Annotated in this window: 24 protein-coding genes and 1 pseudogene; 23 read left to right on the forward strand and 2 right to left on the reverse strand. The window is 67.4% G+C overall.

Annotated elements, in window-relative coordinates:
* Positions 1-37 precede the first annotated feature (37 nt).
* The 5 genes from ACFY3I_RS27875 to tuf all read left to right on the forward strand — a co-directional run bounded on the left by ACFY3I_RS27875 (position 38) and on the right by tuf (position 8,941).
* Positions 38-3,937 (forward strand): DNA-directed RNA polymerase subunit beta', encoded by a 3,900-nt coding sequence (locus ACFY3I_RS27875; RefSeq protein ID WP_365296354.1) that lies wholly within the window; start codon positions 38-40, stop codon positions 3,935-3,937.
* A gap of 642 nt (positions 3,938-4,579) precedes the next feature.
* On the forward strand, positions 4,580-4,951 hold the full coding sequence (rpsL, locus tag ACFY3I_RS27880) for a 30S ribosomal protein S12 (protein ID WP_003948652.1): 372 nt from the start codon (positions 4,580-4,582) through the stop codon (positions 4,949-4,951).
* 2 nt (positions 4,952-4,953) lie between these two features.
* Positions 4,954-5,424 carry a 30S ribosomal protein S7 gene (rpsG, locus tag ACFY3I_RS27885; RefSeq protein WP_007384059.1) on the forward strand — a complete coding sequence of 157 codons (471 nt, stop codon included), beginning with the start codon at positions 4,954-4,956 and terminating at the stop codon, positions 5,422-5,424.
* Between the two features lie 39 nt (positions 5,425-5,463).
* The gene (gene fusA, locus ACFY3I_RS27890) at positions 5,464-7,593 is read left to right on the forward strand and encodes an elongation factor G (protein ID WP_390863638.1); all 2,130 of its coding nucleotides are present in this window, start codon (positions 5,464-5,466) and stop codon (positions 7,591-7,593) included.
* Between the two features lie 154 nt (positions 7,594-7,747).
* A complete protein-coding gene (gene tuf / locus ACFY3I_RS27895; protein WP_351693772.1) occupies positions 7,748-8,941 on the forward strand; it encodes an elongation factor Tu in 1,194 nt (397 codons plus the stop codon).
* Positions 8,942-9,039: 98 nt separating this feature from the next.
* Here tuf and ACFY3I_RS27900 read toward each other — a convergent pair whose 3' ends face one another.
* Entirely contained in the window at positions 9,040-9,882 is an 843-nt protein-coding gene (locus ACFY3I_RS27900) for an FkbM family methyltransferase (RefSeq protein ID WP_390863640.1), read from the reverse strand.
* Between the two features lie 263 nt (positions 9,883-10,145).
* On the opposite strand from ACFY3I_RS27900, the pseudogene ACFY3I_RS27905 reads away from it, so the two are divergent.
* Positions 10,146-10,559, forward strand: a pseudogene (locus ACFY3I_RS27905) (helix-turn-helix domain-containing protein); the annotation flags it as partial.
* Here ACFY3I_RS27905 and ACFY3I_RS27910 read toward each other — a convergent pair.
* The gene (locus ACFY3I_RS27910) at positions 10,525-10,872 is read right to left on the reverse strand and encodes a hypothetical protein (RefSeq protein ID WP_362640463.1); all 348 of its coding nucleotides are present in this window, start codon (positions 10,870-10,872) and stop codon (positions 10,525-10,527) included. The pseudogene ACFY3I_RS27905 and the gene ACFY3I_RS27910 overlap by 35 nt on opposite strands.
* Before the next feature lie 78 nt (positions 10,873-10,950).
* On the opposite strand from ACFY3I_RS27910, the gene ACFY3I_RS27915 reads away from it, so the two are divergent.
* The 17 genes from ACFY3I_RS27915 to rplE all read left to right on the forward strand — a co-directional run bounded on the left by ACFY3I_RS27915 (position 10,951) and on the right by rplE (position 24,151).
* A complete protein-coding gene (locus tag ACFY3I_RS27915; protein WP_390863642.1) occupies positions 10,951-11,598 on the forward strand; it encodes a hypothetical protein in 648 nt (215 codons plus the stop codon).
* Positions 11,599-11,757: 159 nt separating this feature from the next.
* A complete protein-coding gene (locus ACFY3I_RS27920) occupies positions 11,758-16,296 on the forward strand; it encodes a DUF6531 domain-containing protein (RefSeq protein ID WP_390863644.1) in 4,539 nt (1,512 codons plus the stop codon).
* Between the two features lie 10 nt (positions 16,297-16,306).
* On the forward strand, positions 16,307-16,912 hold the full coding sequence (locus ACFY3I_RS27925; RefSeq protein ID WP_390863646.1) for a hypothetical protein: 606 nt from the start codon (positions 16,307-16,309) through the stop codon (positions 16,910-16,912).
* A gap of 479 nt (positions 16,913-17,391) precedes the next feature.
* A complete protein-coding gene (gene rpsJ, locus ACFY3I_RS27930) occupies positions 17,392-17,700 on the forward strand; it encodes a 30S ribosomal protein S10 (protein ID WP_003948644.1) in 309 nt (102 codons plus the stop codon).
* Positions 17,701-17,717: 17 nt separating this feature from the next.
* Positions 17,718-18,362, forward strand: coding sequence for a 50S ribosomal protein L3 (gene rplC / locus ACFY3I_RS27935; RefSeq protein WP_046732368.1), 645 nt, complete (start codon positions 17,718-17,720; stop codon positions 18,360-18,362).
* A gap of 8 nt (positions 18,363-18,370) precedes the next feature.
* Complete coding sequence (gene rplD / locus ACFY3I_RS27940; RefSeq protein WP_123974799.1) at positions 18,371-19,027, forward strand: 50S ribosomal protein L4; 657 nt, start codon at positions 18,371-18,373, stop codon at positions 19,025-19,027.
* Positions 19,027-19,446, forward strand: coding sequence for a 50S ribosomal protein L23 (gene rplW, locus ACFY3I_RS27945; protein ID WP_365283722.1), 420 nt, complete (start codon positions 19,027-19,029; stop codon positions 19,444-19,446). The genes rplD and rplW overlap by 1 nt, the downstream gene beginning before the upstream one ends.
* Positions 19,447-19,484: 38 nt before the next feature.
* Positions 19,485-20,321, forward strand: coding sequence for a 50S ribosomal protein L2 (gene rplB, locus ACFY3I_RS27950; RefSeq protein ID WP_041665436.1), 837 nt, complete (start codon positions 19,485-19,487; stop codon positions 20,319-20,321).
* 12 nt (positions 20,322-20,333) lie between these two features.
* Positions 20,334-20,615, forward strand: a complete 282-nt coding sequence (gene rpsS / locus ACFY3I_RS27955; protein ID WP_003992359.1) for a 30S ribosomal protein S19 — start codon at positions 20,334-20,336, stop codon at positions 20,613-20,615.
* 44 nt (positions 20,616-20,659) lie between these two features.
* Entirely contained in the window at positions 20,660-21,007 is a 348-nt protein-coding gene (gene rplV / locus ACFY3I_RS27960; protein ID WP_003974262.1) for a 50S ribosomal protein L22, read from the forward strand.
* On the forward strand, positions 21,007-21,834 hold the full coding sequence (gene rpsC, locus ACFY3I_RS27965) for a 30S ribosomal protein S3 (RefSeq protein ID WP_093499641.1): 828 nt from the start codon (positions 21,007-21,009) through the stop codon (positions 21,832-21,834). The genes rplV and rpsC overlap by 1 nt, the downstream gene beginning before the upstream one ends.
* A 5-nt stretch (positions 21,835-21,839) precedes the next feature.
* Positions 21,840-22,259 carry a 50S ribosomal protein L16 gene (rplP, locus tag ACFY3I_RS27970; protein ID WP_030788270.1) on the forward strand — a complete coding sequence of 140 codons (420 nt, stop codon included), beginning with the start codon at positions 21,840-21,842 and terminating at the stop codon, positions 22,257-22,259.
* A complete protein-coding gene (rpmC, locus tag ACFY3I_RS27975; RefSeq protein WP_010036720.1) occupies positions 22,259-22,483 on the forward strand; it encodes a 50S ribosomal protein L29 in 225 nt (74 codons plus the stop codon). The genes rplP and rpmC overlap by 1 nt, the downstream gene beginning before the upstream one ends.
* Positions 22,483-22,770 (forward strand): 30S ribosomal protein S17, encoded by a 288-nt coding sequence (gene rpsQ, locus ACFY3I_RS27980; RefSeq protein WP_390863649.1) that lies wholly within the window; start codon positions 22,483-22,485, stop codon positions 22,768-22,770. The genes rpmC and rpsQ overlap by 1 nt, the downstream gene beginning before the upstream one ends.
* 129 nt (positions 22,771-22,899) lie before the next feature.
* Positions 22,900-23,268 carry a 50S ribosomal protein L14 gene (gene rplN / locus ACFY3I_RS27985; RefSeq protein WP_003992364.1) on the forward strand — a complete coding sequence of 123 codons (369 nt, stop codon included), beginning with the start codon at positions 22,900-22,902 and terminating at the stop codon, positions 23,266-23,268.
* A gap of 2 nt (positions 23,269-23,270) precedes the next feature.
* Entirely contained in the window at positions 23,271-23,594 is a 324-nt protein-coding gene (gene rplX, locus ACFY3I_RS27990) for a 50S ribosomal protein L24 (protein ID WP_052839850.1), read from the forward strand.
* Entirely contained in the window at positions 23,594-24,151 is a 558-nt protein-coding gene (gene rplE, locus ACFY3I_RS27995) for a 50S ribosomal protein L5 (protein WP_365283725.1), read from the forward strand. The genes rplX and rplE overlap by 1 nt, the downstream gene beginning before the upstream one ends.
* The last annotated feature ends 1 nt before the right edge of the window (position 24,152 follow it).

Raw genomic sequence — 24,152 nt, forward strand, 5'->3', positions numbered from 1 at the left:
ACCAAAGACTCACAACCCTGAGAGGGATTGACGCATAGTGCTCGACGTCAACTTCTTCGACGAGCTCCGGATCGGCCTGGCCACCGCGGACGACATCCGTCAGTGGAGCCACGGCGAGGTCAAGAAGCCCGAGACGATCAACTACCGCACCCTCAAGCCGGAAAAGGACGGGCTCTTCTGCGAGAAGATCTTCGGCCCCACCCGGGACTGGGAGTGCTACTGCGGCAAGTACAAGCGCGTCCGCTTCAAGGGCATCATCTGTGAGCGCTGCGGCGTCGAGGTGACCCGCGCCAAGGTGCGCCGTGAGCGGATGGGCCACATCGAACTGGCCGCGCCCGTCACGCACATCTGGTACTTCAAGGGCGTCCCGAGCCGGCTGGGCTACCTGCTCGACCTGGCTCCCAAGGACCTCGAGAAGGTCATCTACTTCGCGGCGTACATGATCACGTTCGTCGACGAGGAGCGCCGCACCCGCGACCTGCCCTCCCTGGAGGCGCACGTCTCCGTGGAGCGCCAGCAGGTCGAGAACCGCCGCGACTCCGACCTCGAGGCCCGTGCCAAGAAGCTGGAGAGCGACCTCGCCGAGCTGGAGGCCGAGGGCGCCAAGGCCGACGTGCGCCGCAAGGTGCGCGAGGGTGCCGAGCGTGAGATGAAGCAGCTGCGCGACCGTTCGCAGCGCGAGATCGACCGCCTCGACGAGGTGTGGACCCGCTTCAAGAACCTCAAGGTCCAGGACCTCGAGGGCGACGAGCTGCTCTACCGCGAGCTGCGGGACCGCTTCGGCACCTACTTCGACGGCTCGATGGGTGCCGCGGCGCTGCAGAAGCGCCTGGAGTCCTTCGACCTCGACGAGGAGGCCGAGAAGCTCCGCGAGATCATCCGCACCGGCAAGGGCCAGAAGAAGACCCGTGCGCTCAAGCGCCTGAAGGTCGTCTCCGCGTTCCTGCAGACCAGCAACAGCCCCAAGGGCATGGTGCTGGACTGCGTGCCGGTCATCCCGCCGGACCTCCGCCCGATGGTGCAGCTGGACGGTGGCCGCTTCGCGACCTCCGACCTGAACGACCTGTACCGCCGTGTGATCAACCGCAACAACCGCCTGAAGCGCCTTCTCGACCTCGGTGCGCCCGAGATCATCGTGAACAACGAGAAGCGCATGCTCCAGGAGGCCGTGGACGCCCTCTTCGACAACGGTCGTCGTGGTCGCCCGGTCACCGGTCCCGGCAACCGCCCGCTGAAGTCCCTGAGCGACATGCTCAAGGGCAAGCAGGGTCGTTTCCGTCAGAACCTGCTCGGCAAGCGAGTCGACTACTCGGCGCGTTCCGTCATCGTCGTCGGCCCGCAGCTCAAGCTGCACCAGTGCGGTCTGCCGAAGGCGATGGCGCTGGAGCTGTTCAAGCCGTTCGTGATGAAGCGCCTGGTCGACCTGAACCACGCGCAGAACATCAAGTCCGCCAAGCGCATGGTGGAGCGCGGCCGCACCGTCGTGTACGACGTCCTCGAAGAGGTCATCGCCGAGCACCCGGTGCTGCTGAACCGTGCGCCCACCCTGCACCGCCTGGGCATCCAGGCCTTCGAGCCGCAGCTGGTCGAGGGCAAGGCCATCCAGATCCACCCGCTCGTCTGCACCGCGTTCAACGCGGACTTCGACGGTGACCAGATGGCCGTGCACCTGCCGCTGTCCGCGGAGGCGCAGGCCGAGGCCCGCATCCTGATGCTGTCCTCGAACAACATCCTCAAGCCCGCCGACGGCCGTCCGGTGACGATGCCGACCCAGGACATGGTCCTCGGTCTGTTCTTCCTCACCACCGACGGTGAACTGCGTGACACCAAGGGCGAGGGCCGCGCGTTCGGCTCCACGGCCGAGGCGATCATGGCGTTCGACGCCGGCGAGCTCGCGCTCCAGTCGGCGATCGACATCCGCTTCCCGGTGGGCACCATCCCGCCGCGCGGCTGGACCCCGCCGGCCGTGGAGGAGGGCGAGCCGGAGTACCAGACCGGTGACACCTTCCGGCTGCGCACCACCCTGGGCCGCGCGCTCTTCAACGAGCTGCTGCCCGAGGACTACCCGTTCGTCGACTACTCGGTGGGCAAGAAGCAGCTCGGCGAGATCGTCAACGACCTGGCGGAGCGCTACCCCAAGGTCATCGTGGCGGCGACGCTCGACAACCTGAAGGCGGCCGGCTTCTACTGGGGCACCCGCTCCGGTGTCACCGTGGCCATCTCCGACGTCGTCGTCCCCGAGGCGAAGAAGGCCATCGTCGCGGGCTACGAGGCCCAGGACGAGAAGGTCCAGAAGCAGTACGAGCGCGGTCTGATCACCAAGGAAGAGCGCACTCAGGAGCTCATCGCGATCTGGACCAAGGCGACCAACGAGGTCGCCGAGGCGATGAACGAGAACTTCCCCAAGACGAACCCCATCTTCATGATGGTTGACTCGGGTGCCCGAGGAAACATGATGCAGATGCGGCAGATCGCCGGTATGCGTGGTCTGGTGTCGAACGCGAAGAACGAGACCATCCCGCGTCCGATCAAGGCCTCGTTCCGTGAGGGCCTGTCCGTGCTGGAGTACTTCATCTCCACCCACGGTGCCCGTAAGGGTCTGGCGGACACCGCTCTGCGTACCGCCGACTCGGGTTACCTCACCCGTCGTCTGGTCGACGTCTCCCAGGACGTCATCATCCGCGAGGAGGACTGCGGCACCGAGCGCGGCCTCAAGCTGCACATCGCGGAGGTCGGCGCGGACGGCGTGCTGCGCAAGGCGGACAACGTCGAGACCAGCGTGTACGCACGTGCGCTGGCCGAGGACATCGTCGTCGACGGCGTGGTGCTGGCCCCGGCCAACACCGACCTCGGTGACGTCCTCATCGACGAACTGGTCGCCCGTGGCGTCTCCGAGGTCAAGACCCGCTCGGTCCTGACCTGTGAGTCCGCCGTCGGCACCTGCGCCATGTGCTACGGCCGCTCGCTGGCCACCGGCAAGCTGGTCGACATCGGTGAGGCGGTCGGCATCATCGCCGCCCAGTCCATCGGTGAGCCCGGTACCCAGCTGACGATGCGTACCTTCCACACCGGTGGTGTGGCCGGTGACGACATCACCCAGGGTCTGCCGCGTGTCGTCGAGCTCTTCGAGGCCCGTACCCCGAAGGGTGTCGCCCCGATCTCCGAGTCGGACGGTCGTGTCCGCATCGAGGAGACCGAGAAGACCAAGAAGATCGTCATCACCCCGGACGACGGCAGCGACGAGACGGCGTTCCCGATCTCGAAGCGCGCCCGTCTCCTGGTCAGCGAGGGCGAGCACGTCTCGGTGGGCCAGAAGCTCACCGTGGGTGCCACCAACCCGCACGACGTGCTGCGCATTCTGGGCCAGCGTGCCGTCCAGGTCCACCTGGTCGGCGAGGTCCAGAAGGTCTACAACTCGCAGGGTGTGTCGATCCACGACAAGCACATCGAGATCATCATCCGGCAGATGCTGCGCCGCGTGACGATCATCGAGTCCGGCGACGCCGAGCTGCTGCCCGGTGAGCTGGTCGAGCGCTCGAAGTTCGAGCACGAGAACCGTCGTGTGGTGCAGGAGGGCGGTCACCCGGCCTCCGGTCGTCCGCAGCTCATGGGTATCACCAAGGCCTCGCTGGCCACGGAGTCCTGGCTGTCGGCGGCGTCCTTCCAGGAGACGACGCGAGTCCTCACCGACGCGGCGATCAACGCCAAGTCCGACTCGCTCATCGGCCTCAAGGAGAACGTCATCATCGGTAAGCTCATCCCGGCCGGTACGGGTCTGTCCCGTTACCGCAACATCCGGGTGGAGCCGACCGAGGAGGCGAAGGCCGCGATGTACTCGGCCGTCGGCTACGACGACATCGACTACTCGCCGTTCGGCACGGGCTCCGGCCAGGCCGTTCCGCTGGAGGACTACGACTACGGTCCGTACAACCAGTAGTAGTGGGTTCTGAGGGGCGGCCATCCCGTTACGGGGTGGCCGCCCTTCGGCGTGTGCGGTCGAAGAAGACGGCGGTGCGGTCGTACGGCTGCCGGAAGGGCGGACGGGGCCCGTCGGTGCCGTGTGCGGCCCGGCGGCGGCCCTCCGCGGCCCACGGAGCGGCGGGAACGCCGGCCGGACCCCGACCCGGCCGGTGTCTCGGCTCCGCGCGCGGCCGGGAGCGTACCGGGGCGCGCGGCGGTGGCCCGCGCTCCCGGTGGGCGCTGTGGGCGTCCGATGGGCGTCGATCCGGAGACGTGATGCCGTACAGGGCTCCGCGACGGCTGCCGTTCGCGTGTCGCCGGCTTTCGTGATACGCCGGAGGCCGTCGACAAAACCGCAGCTCAGAGCCTTCGGCTTCGGGCCCGGTTCTTTTGTTTTGACCGAAGTGATTGCGCTGGGTACGCTCAGACCTTGTGCCTGGGGTGTGCCCTGATCCTCGTGCGTGCCTTCAAACCGCACCGGAGTGACGAAGCGGCCACCGCGATCCGCAGCCCCTTCTGCCGTTCGGCAGGAGTCCGCGGAATCCGACACACCCGACCGCGTGGGTCGGCGATGTTCCAGGTTAGCTTCACCATTCGGCACACAGAAACCGGAGAAGTAGTGCCTACGATCCAGCAGCTGGTCCGTAAGGGCCGGCAGGACAAGGTCGAGAAGAACAAGACGCCCGCACTCGAGGGTTCCCCTCAGCGTCGTGGCGTCTGCACGCGTGTGTTCACGACCACCCCGAAGAAGCCGAACTCGGCCCTGCGTAAGGTCGCGCGTGTGCGTCTGACCAGCGGGATCGAGGTCACCGCTTACATTCCGGGTGAGGGACACAACCTGCAGGAGCACTCCATCGTGCTCGTGCGCGGCGGCCGTGTGAAGGACCTGCCCGGTGTTCGCTACAAGATCATCCGCGGTTCCCTTGACACCCAGGGTGTCAAGAACCGCAAGCAGGCCCGCAGCCGCTACGGCGCCAAGAAGGAGAAGTAAGAATGCCTCGTAAGGGCCCTGCCCCGAAGCGCCCGGTCATCATCGACCCGGTCTACGGTTCTCCTCTTGTCACCTCGCTCATCAACAAGGTGCTGCTGAACGGCAAGCGCTCCACCGCCGAGCGCATCGTGTACGGCGCCATGGAGGGCCTGCGCGAGAAGACCAGCAACGACCCGGTCATCACGCTCAAGCGCGCGCTGGAGAACATCAAGCCCACGCTTGAGGTCAAGTCCCGCCGTGTCGGTGGCGCCACCTACCAGGTGCCGGTCGAGGTCAAGCCGGGCCGCGCCAACACCCTCGCGCTGCGCTGGCTGGTCGGCTACTCCCGCGCCCGTCGTGAGAAGACCATGACCGAGCGACTGCTCAACGAGCTTCTCGACGCTTCGAACGGCCTCGGTGCGGCCGTCAAGAAGCGCGAGGACACCCACAAGATGGCCGAGTCCAACAAGGCCTTCGCGCACTACCGCTGGTAGTCGCTACCCACATCGAGACCGAGAGAAGACCGAAGCCTTATGGCTACCACTTCACTTGACCTGGCCAAGGTCCGCAACATCGGGATCATGGCCCACATCGACGCGGGCAAGACGACCACTACCGAGCGGATCCTGTTCTACACCGGTGTGTCGTACAAGATCGGCGAGGTTCACGACGGCGCCGCCACCATGGACTGGATGGAGCAGGAGCAGGAGCGTGGCATCACGATCACCTCTGCTGCCACCACCTGTCACTGGCCGCTGGAAGACGTCGACCACACGATCAACATCATCGACACCCCGGGCCACGTCGACTTCACCGTCGAGGTGGAGCGTTCGCTCCGCGTGCTCGACGGTGCCGTGACCGTGTTCGACGGCGTCGCGGGTGTCGAGCCCCAGTCCGAGACCGTCTGGCGTCAGGCGGACCGCTACGGCGTGCCGCGTATCTGCTTCGTCAACAAGCTCGACCGGACCGGTGCCGAGTTCCACCGCTGCGTGGACATGATCAAGGACCGTCTGGGCGCGCAGCCGATCGTCATGCAGCTCCCGATCGGTGCCGAGGCCGACTTCCAGGGCGTCGTGGACCTCGTCCGCATGAAGGCGCTCGTGTGGTCCGCCGAGGCCACCAAGGGCGAGATGTACGACACCGTCGACATCCCGGCCACGCACACCGAGGCTGCCGAGGAGTACCGCGGCAAGCTGCTCGAGGCCGTCGCCGAGAACGACGAAGAGATCATGGAGCTGTACCTGGAGGGCGAGGAGCCCTCCGAGGAGCAGCTGTACGCCGCGATCCGTCGTATCACCATCGCGTCCGGCAAGTCCAAGGACGTCACGGTCACCCCGGTGTTCTGTGGCACCGCGTTCAAGAACAAGGGCGTCCAGCCCCTGCTCGACGCGGTCGTGCGCTACCTCCCCTCCCCGCTTGACGTCGAGGCCATCGAGGGCCACGCCGTCAACAACCCGGAGGAGGTCGTCAAGCGCAAGCCGTCCGACGACGAGCCGCTGTCCGCGCTGGCGTTCAAGATCATGAGCGACCCGCACCTCGGCAAGCTCACCTTCGTCCGGGTCTACTCGGGCCGCCTGGAGTCCGGCACCGCCGTGCTGAACTCCGTCAAGGGCAAGAAGGAGCGCATCGGCAAGATCTACCGCATGCACGCGAACAAGCGTGAGGAGATCGAGTCGGTGGGTGCCGGCGACATCGTCGCCGTCATGGGCCTGAAGCAGACCACCACCGGTGAGACGCTGTCCGACGACAAGAACCCGGTCATCCTGGAGTCCATGGACTTCCCGGCGCCGGTCATCCAGGTCGCCATCGAGCCCAAGTCCAAGGGTGACCAGGAGAAGCTGGGTGTCGCCATCCAGCGCCTCGCGGAGGAGGACCCCTCCTTCCAGGTTCACTCGGACGAGGAGACCGGCCAGACCATCATCGGCGGTATGGGCGAACTGCACCTCGAGGTGCTGGTCGACCGTATGCGCCGTGAGTTCAAGGTCGAGGCCAACGTCGGCAAGCCGCAGGTCGCCTACCGTGAGACGATCCGCAAGGCCGTCGAGCGTCACGACTACACCCACAAGAAGCAGACCGGTGGTACCGGTCAGTTCGCCAAGGTGCAGATCGCGATCGAGCCCATCACCGAGACCGACGGTCCGGCGTACGAGTTCGTGAACAAGGTGACCGGTGGCCGTATCCCGCGGGAGTACATCCCGTCGGTGGACGCCGGTGCGCAGGAGGCCATGCAGTTCGGCATCCTGGCCGGCTACGAGATGACGGGCGTCCGCGTCATTCTTCTCGACGGTGGCTACCACGAGGTCGACTCCTCCGAGCTCGCGTTCAAGATCGCCGGTTCGCAGGCGTTCAAGGAGGCCGCGCGCAAGGCCAGCCCCGTGCTGCTCGAGCCGATGATGGCCGTCGAGGTCACCACGCCCGAGGAGTCGATGGGCGATGTCATCGGCGACCTCAACTCCCGCCGTGGCCAGATCCAGGCCATGGAGGAGCGGTCCGGTGCCCGTGTCGTGAAGGGCCTCGTGCCCCTCTCGGAGATGTTCGGTTACGTCGGAGACCTCCGCAGCAAGACGTCGGGTCGCGCAAGCTACTCGATGCAGTTCGACTCCTACGCCGAGGTTCCGCGGAACGTCGCCGAGGAGATCATCGCGAAGGCCAAGGGCGAGTAACGCACCGCGCTACGACGCTTTAGGCTTGACCCCGGAGCCTCTCGGGTCGTTCCTCCGCATTCGCGGTGGTACGACCCGGGGCCCGGGACCCAACAGCAAAGATCACCTGGCGCCGAACGCAAGGCGTACAGAACCACTCCACAGGAGGACCCCAGTGGCGAAGGCGAAGTTCGAGCGGACTAAGCCGCACGTCAACATCGGCACCATCGGTCACATCGACCACGGTAAGACGACCCTCACGGCCGCCATTACCAAGGTGCTGCACGACGCGTACCCGGACCTGAACGAGGCGACCGCGTTCGACAACATCGACAAGGCGCCCGAGGAGCGTCAGCGCGGTATCACGATCTCCATCGCGCACGTCGAGTACCAGACGGAGACGCGTCACTACGCGCACGTCGACTGCCCCGGTCACGCGGACTACATCAAGAACATGATCACGGGTGCCGCGCAGATGGATGGCGCGATCCTGGTCGTGGCCGCCACCGACGGCCCGATGCCGCAGACCAAGGAGCACGTCCTCCTGGCCCGCCAGGTCGGCGTTCCGTACATCGTCGTCGCCCTGAACAAGGCCGACATGGTGGACGACGAGGAGATCCTGGAGCTCGTCGAGCTCGAGGTCCGCGAGCTGCTCTCCGAGTACGAGTTCCCGGGCGACGACCTGCCGGTCGTCAAGGTCTCCGCGCTCAAGGCCCTCGAGGGCGACGCCGAGTGGACCCAGTCCGTCCTCGACCTGATGAAGGCCGTCGACGAGTCCATCCCGGAGCCCGAGCGTGACGTCGACAAGCCGTTCCTGATGCCGATCGAGGACGTCTTCACGATCACCGGTCGTGGCACCGTCGTCACCGGTCGTATCGAGCGTGGTGTCCTCAAGGTCAACGAGACCGTCGACATCATCGGCATCAAGACCGAGAAGACCACCACCACGGTCACCGGCATCGAGATGTTCCGCAAGCTGCTCGACGAGGGCCAGGCCGGTGAGAACGTCGGTCTGCTCCTCCGTGGCATCAAGCGCGAGGACGTCGAGCGCGGCCAGGTCATCATCAAGCCCGGTTCGGTCACGCCGCACACCGAGTTCGAGGCGACCGCGTACATCCTGTCCAAGGACGAGGGTGGCCGTCACACGCCGTTCTTCAACAACTACCGCCCGCAGTTCTACTTCCGTACCACGGACGTGACCGGCGTCGTGACCCTCCCCGAGGGCACCGAGATGGTCATGCCGGGCGACAACACCGACATGAAGGTGGAGCTGATCCAGCCCATCGCCATGGAGGAGGGCCTGAAGTTCGCCATCCGTGAGGGTGGTCGCACGGTGGGCGCCGGCCAGGTCACCAAGATCAACAAGTGATCTCGGCCCGCGAGGGCTGACCCGGTTGTCTGAAGGGGCCCGTACGACTTCGGTCGTACGGGCCCCTTCGCCGTAAGGCCGGCCCCCCCGGCCGGCCTTCAGCCCCGCGGGGCGAAGAGCAGGTTCCGGGTGTGGAACGGCCGGGGCTCGCGCCAGTGCACCGGCGTGCCGTCGGCCTCCGTGATCCAGTGCGCGTCGTAGCCGAGCGGCTCGAACTCGGCGACGAGCTCGTCCAGGGAAGCGTCGACCAGAGCCTCGATGACCAGGAACGGGCGGTCGCGCTTGAGCACCTGGCGGGCCCCGCGCAGCACCGACATCTCGTGGCCCTCCACGTCGATCTTCACGAGGTCCAGCTTGGTGTCGGCGAACACCTCGTCGAGCGTGACGAGTTGGATGCGCTTGAGCTGGGCGTCGGGGGCCGCGCCCTCCAGGGTCGAACCGGTGGACAGCAGGTTCCCGGAGAACCGGACGCTGATGTCGGCCCAGCCCGGCTCGCTGGAGACGCCGGCCTGGTAGAGCTTGACGTTCTGGACGCCGTTCGAGCGGACGTTCACCGAGAGCCGGGAGTGGATCTGGTCGACCGGCTCGAAGGAGTGAACCTTCGCCTTCGGGTTGGCGTGCGCCGCGATCATCGAGAAGTAGCCGACGTGGGCGCCGACATCCGCGATCGTGGTGCTCCGCGCCGCCAGCCGGGCCCAGGTGGCGAGGGTGCCGGGCTCGTAACCGAACGCCCCGTTCCACAGGGTGTCCATGGCGACCGCGTCGTCGTTCACGCAGAACATCATGAACGGCGGACAGTGCGGCGAGTCGATCTCGACGTAGCCGCGGTAGGGGAACTTCTTGCGGTGGACGCGAATGATGTCGCCGGTGGCGGCGGGCCGGACCGATGGTGCGTGGGCCAGCATGCGGGCATTGGCTGCTTCGACCTCGGAAATACGCATTGGGCGATGGTAAAGCCATGGCCAGAAATTGTCACAGGGTCCGGAAATGTTCCGTAAGGCCTGCCCGGAGAGCGATTCGAACTGCTATCCGGTCGCCGGTCATTACGAAACACCTGGAATTAACCTTTCCTTTTTCCTGGTGTGGGACGGCATTCCGCGGAGGGTGGAGATCTCCCGATTCCCGTCACTCGATGTGCTCGCGCGTGTCCGACGCGCGACGTGCGGTGGAGTGTGGCCGCGCGGCCGGAGGGTGCGGGACGAGTGTGGACAGCGCGACGGGCCGTCCGGGGAGCGGGGCGGGCGCGCCCGGCTGGGAGGTGGGTCCCGACGGCGAGTGGGGCGTCGCGGTGATCGCCACGGCCGGGCGTCGGTTGAAGCTGAGGCGGGAGGCGGCGGGGCTGCGGGCCGCCGGGTTCGGGTAGACGGTCGGCTACGGCGGGGACATGGTCTACAGGACCGAGGGCGGGAAACGCATTCCCCGGCCGGAATATCCGGACCGCGCCGACGAAGTACCGCGCGCGGACGGACCGCTTTCCCCGATGAAAGAGGACGTGGACCGCGTTCGGTATCCGAAGAAAGTGCGCGACCTGGCACAGCCGGAGGGCAGGGCGGTGGAACTCCGGTTTTACGGCCCGCTCGGCGTTACTCCGCCTTCGGCTGCCCGCCGCCGCCCTGCTGCTGCCCCTCCGGCCGTACCGCGTCCTTCGCCTTCTTCGCGAGGTCGTCGTCCAGCTTCTTGAACTCGCGGACCACGGTGTCGGACATGTCGGCGAGCGAGTCGATCTGCTTGGTGATGTCCTCGCGGCCGTCGTGCCAGTTGGACTCGAAGTCGTCGAGCGCGTCGTAGACCGTGCCGCTGCCGACGTCGTCCCGGTAGGACTCGAACATCTTCTTGGTGTGGTCGAGACGCTCCTTGATGGAACGCAGCTTGCGGCCGTAGTCCTCCAGCTCGCTCAGCGGTATCGCCAGGTCGCTCTTGCCCGTGCCCACGTGACCGTCCCCCGTCCGCGCATCTCGTAGTCTGGCCGCACCGTATATCAGATCAGCGGAACGGGGACGACGTACACCATGGCCCGCTACATGGAGACGCTCACGATCGAGCGCGGCGGATTCCGGATCAAGGTGCCCGAGTCGTGGTGGGAGTTCGACGTACGGCCGGAGTCCCGCGACGACTCCATCCGGCGGATGGTCGGCGAACGCGTCGCCCAGCACCCGGAGCTGGCCCCCTACCGGGACACCTACGTCGGCTTCCTGCGCAAGTCCGCGGCCGACGCCTGGAAGTCGGGCGCGCTGTACTGCGGCTGCATGGCGGAGAGCTTCGGCGGCGACACCCCGATCACCGGCTCGGTCACCGTCTCGCTGGTCGGCGGCCGCACCCGCGAGGGCGCGCCGCTCTCCAACGACCCGGCCGCCATCGCCGCCCAGCTCGCGCCGAAGGAGGCGCACCGCGAGGGCGACTCCTGGCGCAAGGTGACCACCGTCGACATACCCGGCGTCGGCCCCGCCGCGCGCACCTACGGCATCGAGGACATCCCGGTCCCCGAGGACAGCCTGGGCCGCACGATCCGCGCGGTCCTGATGCAGACGTTCATCCCGGCCCCCGGCCAGGAGGGCAAGGTCGCCCTGGTCGCCGGCAGCAGCCAGGTCCTGGACCTGGCGGACTCCTTCTTCGACATCTTCGACGCGATCACGTCGACGTTCCGCTTCGCGGACTGAACCCTCGCGGTGGGCGACCGGACAGGGGTTGCTCGCGCCGGCCGGCGGACGCTCGGCACCTGAGCACCGCCGCCGGGCTTCACCCCGAACGCACGTTCCTTGTAAGTTCGCTTGCGCACAGGCTTGTTGACGGGGCGTACGCGACGGGGGTTGCGGGACATGGCGGGTTATCGGCCGGCGGACTGGCATCCACTCGATCTCGACCGGGACCCGACGCCGGGGGATCCGCAGCGGGTCCGTACCCTCGCCTCCCAGCTGCACGGTTTCGCCGACGATGTCTCCGACGCCCTGCGCCTGGTCAAGGGCATGGCCGGCGAGGACACTCTCCTGCAATGGGCGGGCAAGTCCGCCGAGGTGTTCAAGGAGCAGTTCAAGGACGTCCCGAAGAACCTGAAGAAGCTGAAGAAGTCCTACGAGCTGTGCGGGGACGCGCTGGCGGACTACTGGCCGAAGCTGGAGCGGGCGCAGGCGCTGGCGGACCGGGCGCTCGTCAAGGCGAAGGACGCGCAGTCCGACCTGTCGTCGGCGAAGTCGCGGCTCTCCTCGGCCGATTCGTGGGTGACGCGGGCCGGGAAGGAAGCCGACAAGTACAAGGACGACCCCACCGGCAGCAAGAGCGCCGAGAAGCCGGACGAGGGCAAGGTGCGGGCGGCGACCCGGGACGTGCAGAACGCGAAGTCGGCGCATACCGCGGCGCAGTCGGACGTCACGAGCGCGCAGAGTGCTCTCGACGCGGCGAAGAAGATGGCCGAGGACGCGCGGAGGATGCGCGACGACGCGGCGGGTGAGGCGAAGCGGAAGATCGACGAGGCGTCCGACGCGGGGATACCGAACCGGCACTGGTGGCAGGACGTGGGTCACTGGTTCGAGGACAACTGGGACACGATCGTCACGGTCTGCAAGGTCGTCGTCGCGGTCGTCGGGATCATCGCGATGATCATCGGCGGGCCGATCCTCGGCGCGATCGTGCTGGTGGCCGCGCTCGTGGTGCTCGCGGACACCCTCTACAAATACTCCAAAGGCCAGGCCTCGCTATGGGATGTCGCGTTCGCGGCCCTGGACTGCATACCCGGCGGCAAGGGCATCACCAGCCTCGGCAAACTCGCCAAGGGCCTCAAGGGACTGCGGACTTTCGGCAAGACCGGGCTCAAGGGCATGGCGCTGGGCGTGAAGGGGTTCGGCAGGAGCGCCCGCGAGCTCGGCCGGCCGATGAAGAAGCTCTTCACCTGCGGTGACCCGATCGACATGGCCACGGGACAGATGGTCATGCACGAGACGGACGTCTCCCTCGACGGAGCCCTCCCGCTGCTCCTGGAGCGCAGCCATCGCACGGGCATGGTGACCGGGAAGCTCTTCGGCTCCGCCTGGACCAGCACGCTCGATCAGCGGCTGCTGCTCGACTCCTCCGGTGTGCGGTTCGTCTGCGCCGACGGCATGATCCTGCACTACCCGATGCCCGATCCCGACGTCCCCGTCCTTCCGGTCGCGGGCCCGCAGTGGCCGCTGAGCGTGGACGAGGCGGACGCGGGCGCGTTCACGCTGGAGCAGCGCGACAGCGGTCGTACCCTCTGCTTCCGCCCCCAGCCCGGTACCGCCGCGGACGAGGTGCCGCTGGCCGTCATCAGCGACCGCAACGAGAACACGATCACGCTGCGGTACGCGCGGGGGCTGCCCGCCGAGATCGTTCATCACGGTGGTTACCGCATCGACGTGACCTGCACGGAAGGACGCGTCACCGACCTGACGCTCGCCGGTCACCCCGACCGGCCGAGCCTCGCCCGTTACGTCTACGACCGGCACGGGGACCTCGTCGAGGCCTCGGACTCCAACCGGCTTCCCCTGAGACTCGAATACGACGCCGACCACAGGGTCACGGGCTGGGAGGACCGCAACGGCGCGTGGTACCGGTACACGTACGACGGGGCCGGACGGTGTGTCGCCGTGCGCGGCATCGACGGCATCCTCGACTACACCTTCGAGTACGACGAGGAGGCGCGGCGCACGGTCGCCGTCGATTCGCTCGGGAACGCCACGCGCTACCAGTTCAACGACGTGTACCAGATGATCTCCGAGACCAACCCTCTCGGCCACACCGTCCGCCACGAGTGGAGCGCTCGCGACCAGATGCTGTCCCGAACGGACGCCCTGGGCCGCACCATGACCATGGACTGGGACGACGCAGGACGCCTCCTCGCCGTCCGGCTGCCCGACGGGCGTGCCTCCACCGCCCGGTACGACGACCAGGGCCGGCCCGTCGAGATCACGGACTACGACGGTACGGCGAGCCGGCAGGAATGGGATGCGCGGGGCAACTGCCTGACCCTCACGGAGCCCGGCGGAGGGACCACCCGCTTCACGCGCGACCGGACGGGGGCCGTGGTCTCGGTGGAGGACGCCCTGGGAGCGGTGACCCGGTTCGAGAACAACGCGGCGGGCCAACCGGTACGCGTGACCGACCCGCTCGGCGCGCAGACCCTGCTGCGCTACGACGCCCTCGGGCACAACACGGAGATCGTCGACCCGCTGGGCAGGACGACCCGCCAGACCTGGACCGTCGAAGGCCTTCTCACCTCACGGACCACCGCGGACGGAGCCCGCGAGACCTGGACCCACGACGCGGAGGGCAATCGCATCGCCCACAGCGACGCACTGGGCCGGACCACCCGGTTCGAGTACGGCGGGTTCGACATGCTCTCCGCGCGCATCACGCCGGACGGCGCGCGATACGCCTTCCGCTACGACAGCGAACTGCGCCTCACCCAGGTCGTCGACCCGGACGGCCGCACCTGGGACTACGCCTTCGACGCGGCCGGCAACCTGGTGCGCGAGTCCGACTTCGCCGGTCGTACCGTCGGCTACGCGTACGACGCGGCGGGGCAGCTCGTCGGCCGCACCAACGCCGTGGGCCAGACCGTCCGGTTCGGCTACGACGCGGTGGGCAACCAGACCGAGAAGACGGTGGACGGCCTGGTCACCGTCTACCGCCACGACGGTGCCGGGCGGCTCACCGAGGCCACCGGGCCGGTCAGCAGCCTCACACTGCGCTACGACCGCGCGGGCGACATCGTCGGCGAGGCCGTGGACGGACGTGAACTCACCACGGCGTACGACGTGCTCCACCGTCCCGTACGGCGCACCACACCGGCCGGGGTCGTGACGACGTACTCCTACGACCCGGCCGGGAACCGGGTCGCCCTGAGCACCGAGGGCCATGTCCTGACCTGTGCGTACGACCCGACCGGCCGGGAGATCACGCGTCGGCTCGACAGCGACTGGGCGCTCTCCTTCGGCTGGAACACGGGCGACCGTCTCGCGGAGCAGAGCCTGACACTCCGCGGCTCCGCCGAGCCGGCACTGCGGCGTTCCTACGTGTACGCGGCCGACGGCAACCTCACCGCGGTGCAGGACCGGTTTCTCGGCCGGAGTTCCTTCGGCCTGGACCCGTCGGGCCGGGTCACCGACGTCCGGGCCGAGACCTGGGCCGAGGCGTACGCCTACGACGCGGCCGGCGGCATCACCCGAGCCGACTGGCCGGACGGCCGGCCCGAACCGGAGGCCCGTGGCGACCGGGTCCATACGGGCGGACGAGTGGTCCGGGCCGGCGCCCTGCACTACGAGTACGACGCCGCGGGCAGGGTCGTACTGCGGCGCAGGACCCGGCTGTCCCGAAAACCCGACCTGTGGCGTTACGGCTGGGACGCCGAGGACCGGCTCGTCGCCTGCACCACCCCCGACGGCACCCGCTGGCGCTATCTGTACGACGCGCTCGGCCGGCGGGTCGCGAAAATCCGGCTGGGACCGGACGGAGAGACCCCGGTGGAGGAGACCCGCTTCGTGTGGGACGGTCCGCATCTCGTGGAGCAGACCACCCGGACGGCGGACGACGACATCACGCTCACCTGGGAACGCGACGACATGAGGCCTCTGACGCAGTCGGAGCACCGCAGGGCGGACGCGCTCTCCCAGGACGAGGTCGACCGGCGCTTCTACGCCGTCGTCACGGACCTGGTGGGCACCCCGACCGAGTTGGTGGACCCGGACGGGGAAACCGTCTGGCGGGCACAGGCCACGCTCTGGGGACTCACGCGTACCGATGCCGCCGCCGGGACCGGCACCCCCTTGCGCTTCCCCGGCCAGTACGAGGACCCCGAGACCGGCCTTCACTACAACTGCTTCCGGCACTACGACCCGGCGGCCGGTGTGTACGTCAGCCCCGACCCGCTGGGCACGGAGGCAGGCCCGCGGCCGCACGGGTACGTGATCAACCCGCTGGTCCGGGTGGACTACCTGGGCCTGAAATCCTGCTCCCAGATCCTGCGGGAGAACATGGTCCGGGAGGGCCGGCTCGTCAACCCGGGCCAGGCGGCGGCCCACATCGTCCCCTCGGGCTTCAACCGCTCGGGCGGCCCCGGGATGAGAGCCCTCCTGTCGAAGTACAAGGTCGACGTGAACGACGCGGCCAACGGCATCGCGCTCGGCCATCCCCGGCCGCACAACTTCACCCACACCGACCGGTTCCTGGGCCGTCTCGACGCCCATCTCCACAACGTGGTCGCCGACCGTGTCGCGCGCGGATTCGGGGACCGGGCCATCCGTACCGTTCTGCGCCGCGAACTGCGGAGCGTGGGGCGGCAGATCGAGGGCGAACTGGCCGGTGTCACGCACACCGTGCCGAGTACCGCCTACTGGACCGCGTAAGGATGACTCCATGACGTCTGAACCGGCCTCCGCGCCGGCGCCCTCCGCCGTGTACCGCCTCCTCGCCGGCACGCGGAACCTGAGGACGCTGCGCCTGGGCGACTCGTTGATCGATCTCAAGCGCCGGCAGTTCCAGGGACCGAAGGTCGAGCTGCCGGAGGTGTTCGAGGCCGAGTGGACCGGCGACCCCAAGGCGCGCAAGGCCGACTTCGCCTCCGACTATCCGGGCGCCCCGATGCTGAGCCGAGGCCTCGTGGAGCGGGTCGGGCAGGCGCGTCTGGAGCGGGCCGGCCGTATGGTCCCCGTGCGCACACCGGGCCCCGGGCCGGACGACTACGTGCTGTACGTGGTGGAGCCCGTCGTGGACTGCGTGGACACCCGCAGATCGGCTCAGCCGAAGAAGGCCACCGGAGAGATGAAGCGGATGGTCTTCCGTCCGGAGGCGGTGCCCGCCGAGTTGCCGGCGTTCCGGGTCCCGCAGTTTCCCGTCGCGGTGTGCTGGACCGGGTGGATGCGCGAGCTGCTCGGTGAGATCCTCGGCGACGACCTGGAGGCCCGCCTGCTGTGGTCCCCGGACCCGGCGTCCGCCGCGCATCCCGATCCGTGGGGACTCTGAGCCGCAACAGGACGGGACAGCAGCGCAACCAGTCGCCCCGTCGATGCTCGGGCCTGTGTTTGACCTACGTCACCCTGGGGGTATTCTCTCCGGCTCGATTGGCCAGCCCCCTGTCCCGTATGGCAGACTAGCGGGGTTGCTCGGTCGAGTGTTGATGCTGCGCGCCTCCCGCCGGGAGGACCGAAAGCGAGTCCCACAGTACTCGTCGTCCTAACTGCCGTTACGGCAGCACTGGGACGGACGTACGGGAATCTTTCGGGAAGCAAGGTGCGGCACCGGCCAGGCGCCCGGTGGGCCTTCCGCCCCCGGCTTGCGGTTCCGGAAGGGCCGTGTGCATTCCCCGCAGGGATGTTCGAACAAGGGGCATCTGTGTCAGCGGGAGCGCGACACGCCCGACCGCGTGGGTCGGAGGAACGAAGGCAGCAGAAGGAATCCGCCGGGTTCCAGAGCGTTGACAGAGACAGGACTACTGAGTAGCCATGGCGGGACAGAAGATCCGCATCCGGCTCAAGGCCTACGACCACGAGGTCATCGACTCCTCGGCGAAGAAGATCGTCGAGACGGTGACCCGCACTGGTGCGTCGGTCGCGGGCCCGGTGCCGCTGCCCACTGAGAAGAACGTGTACTGCGTCATCAAGTCGCCGCACAAGTACAAGGACTCGCGCGAGCACTTCGAGATGCGCACGCACAAGCGCCTGATCGACATCCTCGACCCGACCCCCAAGACCGTTGACTCCCTGATGCGACTCGACCTCCCGGCCGGTGTCGACATCGAGATCAAGCTCTGAGGGCCGGTGATCTGAGAATGGCTAAGCAGATCAAGGGCATCCTGGGCGAGAAGCTCGGCATGACGCAGGTGTGGGACGAGAACAACCGTGTTGTTCCGGTCACCGTCGTCAAGGCCGGCCCCAATGTCGTCACCCAGGTCCGTACCAACGACGTCGACGGCTACGAGTCGGTCCAGATCGCCTTCGGCGAGATCGACCCGCGCAAGGTGAACAAGCCCCTCAAGGGCCACTTCGCGAAGGCCGACGTCACCCCCCGTCGTCACCTCGTCGAGATCCGGACGGCCGACGCCGCCGAGTACACGCTCGGTCAGGAAGTCACCGCCGAGGTCTTCGAGGCCGGCGTGAAGGTCGACGTCACCGGCAAGAGCAAGGGCAAGGGCTTCGCCGGTGTCATGAAGCGTCACAACTTCAAGGGCCTCGGCGCCGGTCACGGCACCCAGCGCAAGCACCGCTCGCCCGGTTCCATCGGTGGCTGCGCCACCCCGGGCCGCGTGTTCAAGGGCCTCCGCATGGCGGGTCGCATGGGCAACGAGCGGGTCACCACCCAGAACCTGACCGTCCACGCCGTTGACGCGGAGAAGGGTCTGCTGCTCATCAAGGGCGCGGTTCCCGGTCCGAACGGCGGCCTCGTCCTGGTCCGCACCGCGGCCAAGGGGGCCTGAGGTAACCGATGAGCACTGTTGACATCCTTTCGCCTGCCGGCGAGAAGACCGGTAGCGTCGAGCTCCCCGCGGAGATCTTCGGCGTGGAGAAGGTCAGCATCCCGCTGATCCACCAGGTCGTCGTCGCGCAGAACGCCGCTGCCCGTCAGGGCACGCACAAGACGAAGACCCGTGGCGAGGTCCGTGGTGGTGGCAAGAAGCCTTACCGCCAGAAGGGCACCGGCCGCGCCCGTCAGGGCTCGACCCGTGCGCCGCAGTTCGCCGGCGGTGGCGTCGTCCACGGCCCGCAGCCGCGTGACTACTCGCAGCGCACCCCGAAGAAGATGAAGGCTGCCGCTCTGCGTCACGCCCTCACCGACCGGGCGCGTCACAACCGCATCCACGTCGTCACCGGCGTGATCGAGGGCGAGACCCCCAGCACCAAGGCCGCTCGCACGCTGTTCGGCAAGATCTCGGAGCGCAAGAACCTGCTCCTGGTCGTCGACCGCGCCGACGAGGCCGCGTGGCTGTCCGCCCGCAACCTGCCCCAGGTCCACATCCTGGAGCCGGGCCAGCTGAACACGTACGACGTGATCGTCTCGGACGACGTGGTCTTCACCCAGGCCGCTCTCGAGTCCTTCGTCGCCGGCCCGAAGGCCAACGACACCGAAGGGACCGAGGTCTGATGGCCATCCGTCACCCGAGCATTGCCTCGAAGGCCGCCAAGGCCGCCAAGGCCGCGCGCGTCGCCAAGGCGCGTCGCCACGCCGCCGAGGGCAAGAACACCGTCGAGACCCCGCTGAGCAAGTCCTTCACGGACCACCGTGACGTGCTGCTCAAGCCGGTCGTCTCGGAGAAGAGCTACGCGCTGCTCGACGAGGGCAAGTACACCTTCGTCGTCGCCCCGGGCGCCAACAAGACCCAGATCAAGCAGGCCGTCCAGGCGGTCTTCGACGTCAAGGTCACCGGGGTCAACACCCTCAACCGCCAGGGCAAGCGCAAGCGCACCAAGACCGGTTTCGGTCAGCGCGCGGGCTCCAAGCGCGCGATCGTGACCCTCGCCGAGGGCGACCGTATCGACATCTTCGGCGGTCCGTCCGCGTAAGCGGGTCGGATCGTCCGATATCGGACGAGGACTGAGAAATGGGAATCCGCAAGTACAAGCCGACTACGCCGGGCCGTCGTGGCGCCAGCGTCGCCGACTTCGTCGAGGTCACGCGGTCCACGCCGGAGAAGTCGCTGGTCCGCCCGCTGCACAGCAAGGGCGGCCGTAACAACGCCGGTCGTGTGACCGTTCGCCACCAGGGTGGCGGACACAAGCGCGCCTACCGAGTGATCGACTTCCGTCGTCACGACAAGGACGGCGTGCCGGCGAAGGTCGCGCACATCGAGTACGACCCCAACCGCACCGCGCGCATCGCGCTGCTGCACTACGCGGACGGCGAGAAGCGCTACATCCTCGCCCCGCGCAACCTGCAGCAGGGCGACACCGTGGAGAACGGTCCCGGGGCCGACATCAAGCCGGGCAACAACCTGGCCCTCCGCAACATCCCGGTCGGTACCACGATCCACGCGATCGAGCTCCGTCCCGGTGGCGGCGCCAAGTTCGCCCGCTCCGCGGGTGCCTCGGTGCAGCTGCTGGCGCGTGAGGGTGCCATGGCGACCCTCCGTATGCCGTCCGGCGAGATCCGCATGGTGGACGCGCGCTGCCGCGCCACCGTCGGTGAGGTCGGCAACGCCGAGCAGTCGAACATCAACTGGGGCAAGGCCGGCCGCAAGCGGTGGCTGGGCGTTCGCCCGACCGTCCGTGGTGTCGTCATGAACCCGGTCGACCACCCGCACGGTGGTGGTGAGGGCCGGACGTCCGGTGGTCGTCACCCCGTCTCCCCGTGGGGCAAGAAGGAAGGTCGTACTCGTTCGCCCAAGAAGGCGTCGAACAAGTACATCGTCCGCCGCCGCAAGACGAACAAGAAGCGTTAAGGACTGGTTGAGATGCCTCGTAGCTTGAAGAAGGGGCCCTTCGTAGACGACCACCTGATCAAGAAGGTGGACGCCCAGAACGAAGCCGGCACCAAGAACGTCATCAAGACCTGGTCCCGTCGCTCCATGATCGTCCCGGCCATGCTGGGCCACACGCTCGCGGTGCACAACGGCAAGACCCACATCCCGGTGTTCGTCACCGAGTCGATGGTCGGTCACAAGCTCGGCGAGTTCTCGCCGACCCGCACCTTCCGGGGCCACGTCAAGGACGACCGGAAGTCGAAGCGCCGCTAGTAGCGGATCGCATTCAGACACGTAAGTAACTGAGAGGGACAACCATGGAAGCCAGGGCCCAGGCGCGGTACATCCGCGTTACGCCCATGAAGGCCCGCCGCGTGGTGGACCTTATCCGTGGCATGGATGCCACGGAGGCTCAGGCTGTTCTGCGATTCGCTCCGCAGGCAGCCTCCGTGCCGGTCGGCAAGGTGCTCGACAGCGCCATCGCCAACGCCGCGCACAACTACGACCACACCGACGCCGACAGCCTCTTCATCTCCGAGGCGTACGTCGACGAGGGCCCGACCCTGAAGCGGTTCCGGCCGCGTGCCCAGGGCCGTGCCTACCGGATCCGCAAGCGGACCAGCCACATCACCGTGGTCGTCAGCAGCAAGGAAGGAACCCGGTAATGGGCCAGAAGGTTAACCCGCATGGGTTCCGGCTCGGTGTCACCACGGACTTCAAGTCCCGGTGGTACGCCGACAAGCTGTACAAGGACTACGTCAAGGAAGACGTCGCCATCCGTCGGATGATGACGTCCGGCATGGAGCGCGCCGGCATCTCGAAGGTGGAGATCGAGCGCACCCGTGACCGTGTGCGTGTGGACATCCACACCGCGCGTCCGGGCATCGTCATCGGCCGCCGTGGCGCCGAGGCCGACCGCATCCGCGGTGACCTCGAGAAGCTCACGGGCAAGCAGGTCCAGCTGAACATCCTCGAGGTCAAGAACCCCGAGACGGACGCTCAGCTGGTTGCTCAGGCCGTCGCCGAGCAGCTCTCCTCCCGCGTCTCCTTCCGCCGCGCCATGCGTAAGAGCATGCAGTCGGCGATGAAGGCCGGCGCCAAGGGCATCAAGATCCAGTGCGGTGGCCGCCTCGGCGGCGCCGAGATGTCCCGCTCGGAGTTCTACCGCGAGGGCCGTGTGCCCCTGCACACGCTCCGCGCGAACGTGGACTACGGCTTCTTCGAGGCCAAGACGACCTTCGGCCGCATCGGTGTGAAGGTCTGGATCTACAAGGGCGACGTCAAGAACATCGCCGAGGTCCGCGCCGAGAACGCCGCAGCCCGCGCCGGCAACCGCCCGGCCCGTGGCGGTGGCGCTGGTGACCGCCCGGCCCGTGGTGGCCGTGGTGGCGAGCGGCGCGGTCGCAAGCCGCAGCAGGCTCCCGCTGCCGAGGCCCCCCAGGCCGAGGCCGCCGCCGCTCCGGCTGCTGAGAGCACCGGAACGGAGGCCTGACCGACATGCTGATCCCCCGTAGGGTCAAGCACCGCAAGCAGCACCACCCGAAGCGTCGTGGTGAGGCCAAGGGCGGTACCACGGTCGCGTTCGGCGAGTACGGCATCCAGGCCCTCACGCCGGCGTACGTGACCAACCGCCAGATCGAGGCCGCTCGTATCGCGATGACCCGCCACATCAAGCGTGGCGGCAAGGTCTGGATCAACATCTACCCGGACCGTCCGCTCACGAAGAAGCCTGCCGAGACCCGCATGGGTTCCGGTAAGGGTTCTCCGGAGTGGTGGATCGCGAACGTGCACCCGGGCCGGGTCATGTTCGAGCTGTCCTACCCCAACGAGAAGATCGCCCGTGAGGCCCTGACTCGCGCAGCCCACAAGCTGCCGATGAAGTGCCGGATCGTCAAGCGCGAGGCAGGTGAAGCGTGATGTCGGCCGGTACCAAGGCGTCCGAGCTGCGCGAGCTGGGCAACGAGGAGCTGCTGAACAAGCTCCGCGAGGCCAAGGAAGAGCTGTTCAACCTCCGCTTCCAGGCGGCGACTGGTCAGCTCGAGAACCACGGTCGGCTCAAGGCCGTCCGCAAGGACATCGCGCGGATCTACACCCTGATGCGTGAGCGCGAGCTGGGCATCGAGACGGTGGAGAGCGCCTGATGAGCGAGAGCAACGTGACTGAGAACACCGAGGCGCGCGGCACCTTCCGCAAGACCCGTGAGGGTCTCGTCGTCAGCGACAAGATGGACAAGACCGTCGTCGTCGCCGTCGAGGACCGCGTCAAGCACGCCCTGTACGGCAAGGTCATCCGCCGTACGAACAAGCTCAAGGCGCACGACGAGCAGAACGCCGCAGGCGTCGGCGACCGTGTCCTCCTCATGGAGACCCGGCCGCTGTCCGCCACGAAGCGGTGGCGCATCGTCGAGATCCTCGAGAAGGCCAAGTAGGTAATTCGCGCAAGCGAATTCCGTAGGAAACGCCTGCGGGGCAAACCCCGCAGGACAGTTCCGCCAGGCTCGGCAGGGGTCCGTTGACCGGACCCCTGCCGGGAACCGGCAGACAAACAGGAGATAGACGTGATCCAGCAGGAGTCGCGACTGCGTGTCGCCGACAACACTGGTGCGAAGGAGATCCTTTGCATCCGTGTGCTCGGTGGCTCCGGTCGCCGCTACGCGGGCATCGGTGACGTCATCGTCGCCACCGTCAAGGACGCGATCCCCGGCGGCAACGTGAAGAAGGGTGACGTCATCAAGGCGGTCATCGTTCGCACCGTCAAGGAGCGCCGCCGTCCGGACGGCTCGTACATCCGCTTCGACGAGAACGCCGCTGTCATTCTGAAGAACGACGGCGACCCTCGTGGCACCCGTATCTTCGGCCCGGTCGGCCGTGAGCTGCGCGAGAAGAAGTTCATGAAGATCATCTCGCTGGCTCCGGAGGTGCTGTAAGCATGAAGATCAAGAAGGGCGACCTGGTCCAGGTCATCACCGGTAAGGACAAGGGCAAGCAGGGCAAGGTCATCGCGGCCTTCCCCCGCGAGGACCGTGTCCTGGTCGAGGGTGTCAACCGGGTCAAGAAGCACACCAAGGCCGGCCCGACCGCTCGCGGTTCGCAGGCCGGCGGCATCGTCACGACCGAGGCGCCCGTCCACGTCTCCAACGTCCAGCTGGTCGTTGAGAAGGACGGCAACAAGGTCGTCACGCGTGTCGGTTACCGCTTCGACGACGAAGGCAACAAGATCCGCGTTGCCAAGCGGACGGGTGAGGACATCTGATGGCTACCACCACTGCTCCGCGTCTGAAGCTGAAGTACCGCGAGGAGATCGCGGGCAAGATGCGTGACGAGTTCAAGTACGAGAACGTCATGCAGATCCCCGGCCTCATCAAGATCGTGGTCAACATGGGTGTCGGCGACGCCGCCCGTGACTCGAAGCTGATCGAGGGCGCGATCCGCGACCTGACCACCATCACCGGTCAGAAGCCGCAGGTCACCAAGGCCCGCAAGTCCATCGCGCAGTTCAAGCTGCGTGAGGGTCAGCCGATCGGTGCCCACGTCACGCTCCGTGGCGACCGCATGTGGGAGTTCCTGGACCGCACCCTGTCGCTCGCGCTTCCGCGCATCCGCGACTTCCGTGGTCTGTCCCCCAAGCAGTTCGACGGCCGTGGCAACTACACCTTCGGTCTCACGGAGCAGGTCATGTTCCACGAGATCGACCAGGACAAGATCGACCGTACCCGGGGTATGGACATCACCGTGGTCACCACGGCGACCAACGACGCTGAGGGCCGCGCGCTCCTTCGTCACCTCGGCTTCCCGTTCAAGGAGGCGTGAG

Origin of the sequence: Streptomyces sp. NPDC001068, assembly GCF_042897315.1 — a bacterium.
Taxonomy (GTDB): domain Bacteria; phylum Actinomycetota; class Actinomycetes; order Streptomycetales; family Streptomycetaceae; genus Streptomyces.

Coding starts and splice junctions, on each gene's coding strand:
- rpsG (WP_007384059.1), top strand. CDS start 4,954: ATGCCTCGTAAGGGCCCTGCCCCGAAGCGCCCGGTCATCATCGACCCG.
- fusA (WP_390863638.1), top strand. CDS start 5,464: ATGGCTACCACTTCACTTGACCTGGCCAAGGTCCGCAACATCGGGATC.
- ACFY3I_RS27900 (WP_390863640.1), bottom strand. CDS start 9,882: ATGCGTATTTCCGAGGTCGAAGCAGCCAATGCCCGCATGCTGGCCCAC.
- ACFY3I_RS27915 (WP_390863642.1), top strand. CDS start 10,951: ATGGCCCGCTACATGGAGACGCTCACGATCGAGCGCGGCGGATTCCGG.
- ACFY3I_RS27920 (WP_390863644.1), top strand. CDS start 11,758: ATGGCGGGTTATCGGCCGGCGGACTGGCATCCACTCGATCTCGACCGG.
- ACFY3I_RS27925 (WP_390863646.1), top strand. CDS start 16,307: ATGACGTCTGAACCGGCCTCCGCGCCGGCGCCCTCCGCCGTGTACCGC.
- rpsJ (WP_003948644.1), top strand. CDS start 17,392: ATGGCGGGACAGAAGATCCGCATCCGGCTCAAGGCCTACGACCACGAG.
- rplC (WP_046732368.1), top strand. CDS start 17,718: ATGGCTAAGCAGATCAAGGGCATCCTGGGCGAGAAGCTCGGCATGACG.
- rplD (WP_123974799.1), top strand. CDS start 18,371: ATGAGCACTGTTGACATCCTTTCGCCTGCCGGCGAGAAGACCGGTAGC.
- rplW (WP_365283722.1), top strand. CDS start 19,027: ATGGCCATCCGTCACCCGAGCATTGCCTCGAAGGCCGCCAAGGCCGCC.
- rplB (WP_041665436.1), top strand. CDS start 19,485: ATGGGAATCCGCAAGTACAAGCCGACTACGCCGGGCCGTCGTGGCGCC.
- rpsS (WP_003992359.1), top strand. CDS start 20,334: ATGCCTCGTAGCTTGAAGAAGGGGCCCTTCGTAGACGACCACCTGATC.
- rplV (WP_003974262.1), top strand. CDS start 20,660: ATGGAAGCCAGGGCCCAGGCGCGGTACATCCGCGTTACGCCCATGAAG.
- rpsC (WP_093499641.1), top strand. CDS start 21,007: ATGGGCCAGAAGGTTAACCCGCATGGGTTCCGGCTCGGTGTCACCACG.
- rplP (WP_030788270.1), top strand. CDS start 21,840: ATGCTGATCCCCCGTAGGGTCAAGCACCGCAAGCAGCACCACCCGAAG.
- rpmC (WP_010036720.1), top strand. CDS start 22,259: ATGTCGGCCGGTACCAAGGCGTCCGAGCTGCGCGAGCTGGGCAACGAG.
- rpsQ (WP_390863649.1), top strand. CDS start 22,483: ATGAGCGAGAGCAACGTGACTGAGAACACCGAGGCGCGCGGCACCTTC.
- rplX (WP_052839850.1), top strand. CDS start 23,271: ATGAAGATCAAGAAGGGCGACCTGGTCCAGGTCATCACCGGTAAGGAC.
- rplE (WP_365283725.1), top strand. CDS start 23,594: ATGGCTACCACCACTGCTCCGCGTCTGAAGCTGAAGTACCGCGAGGAG.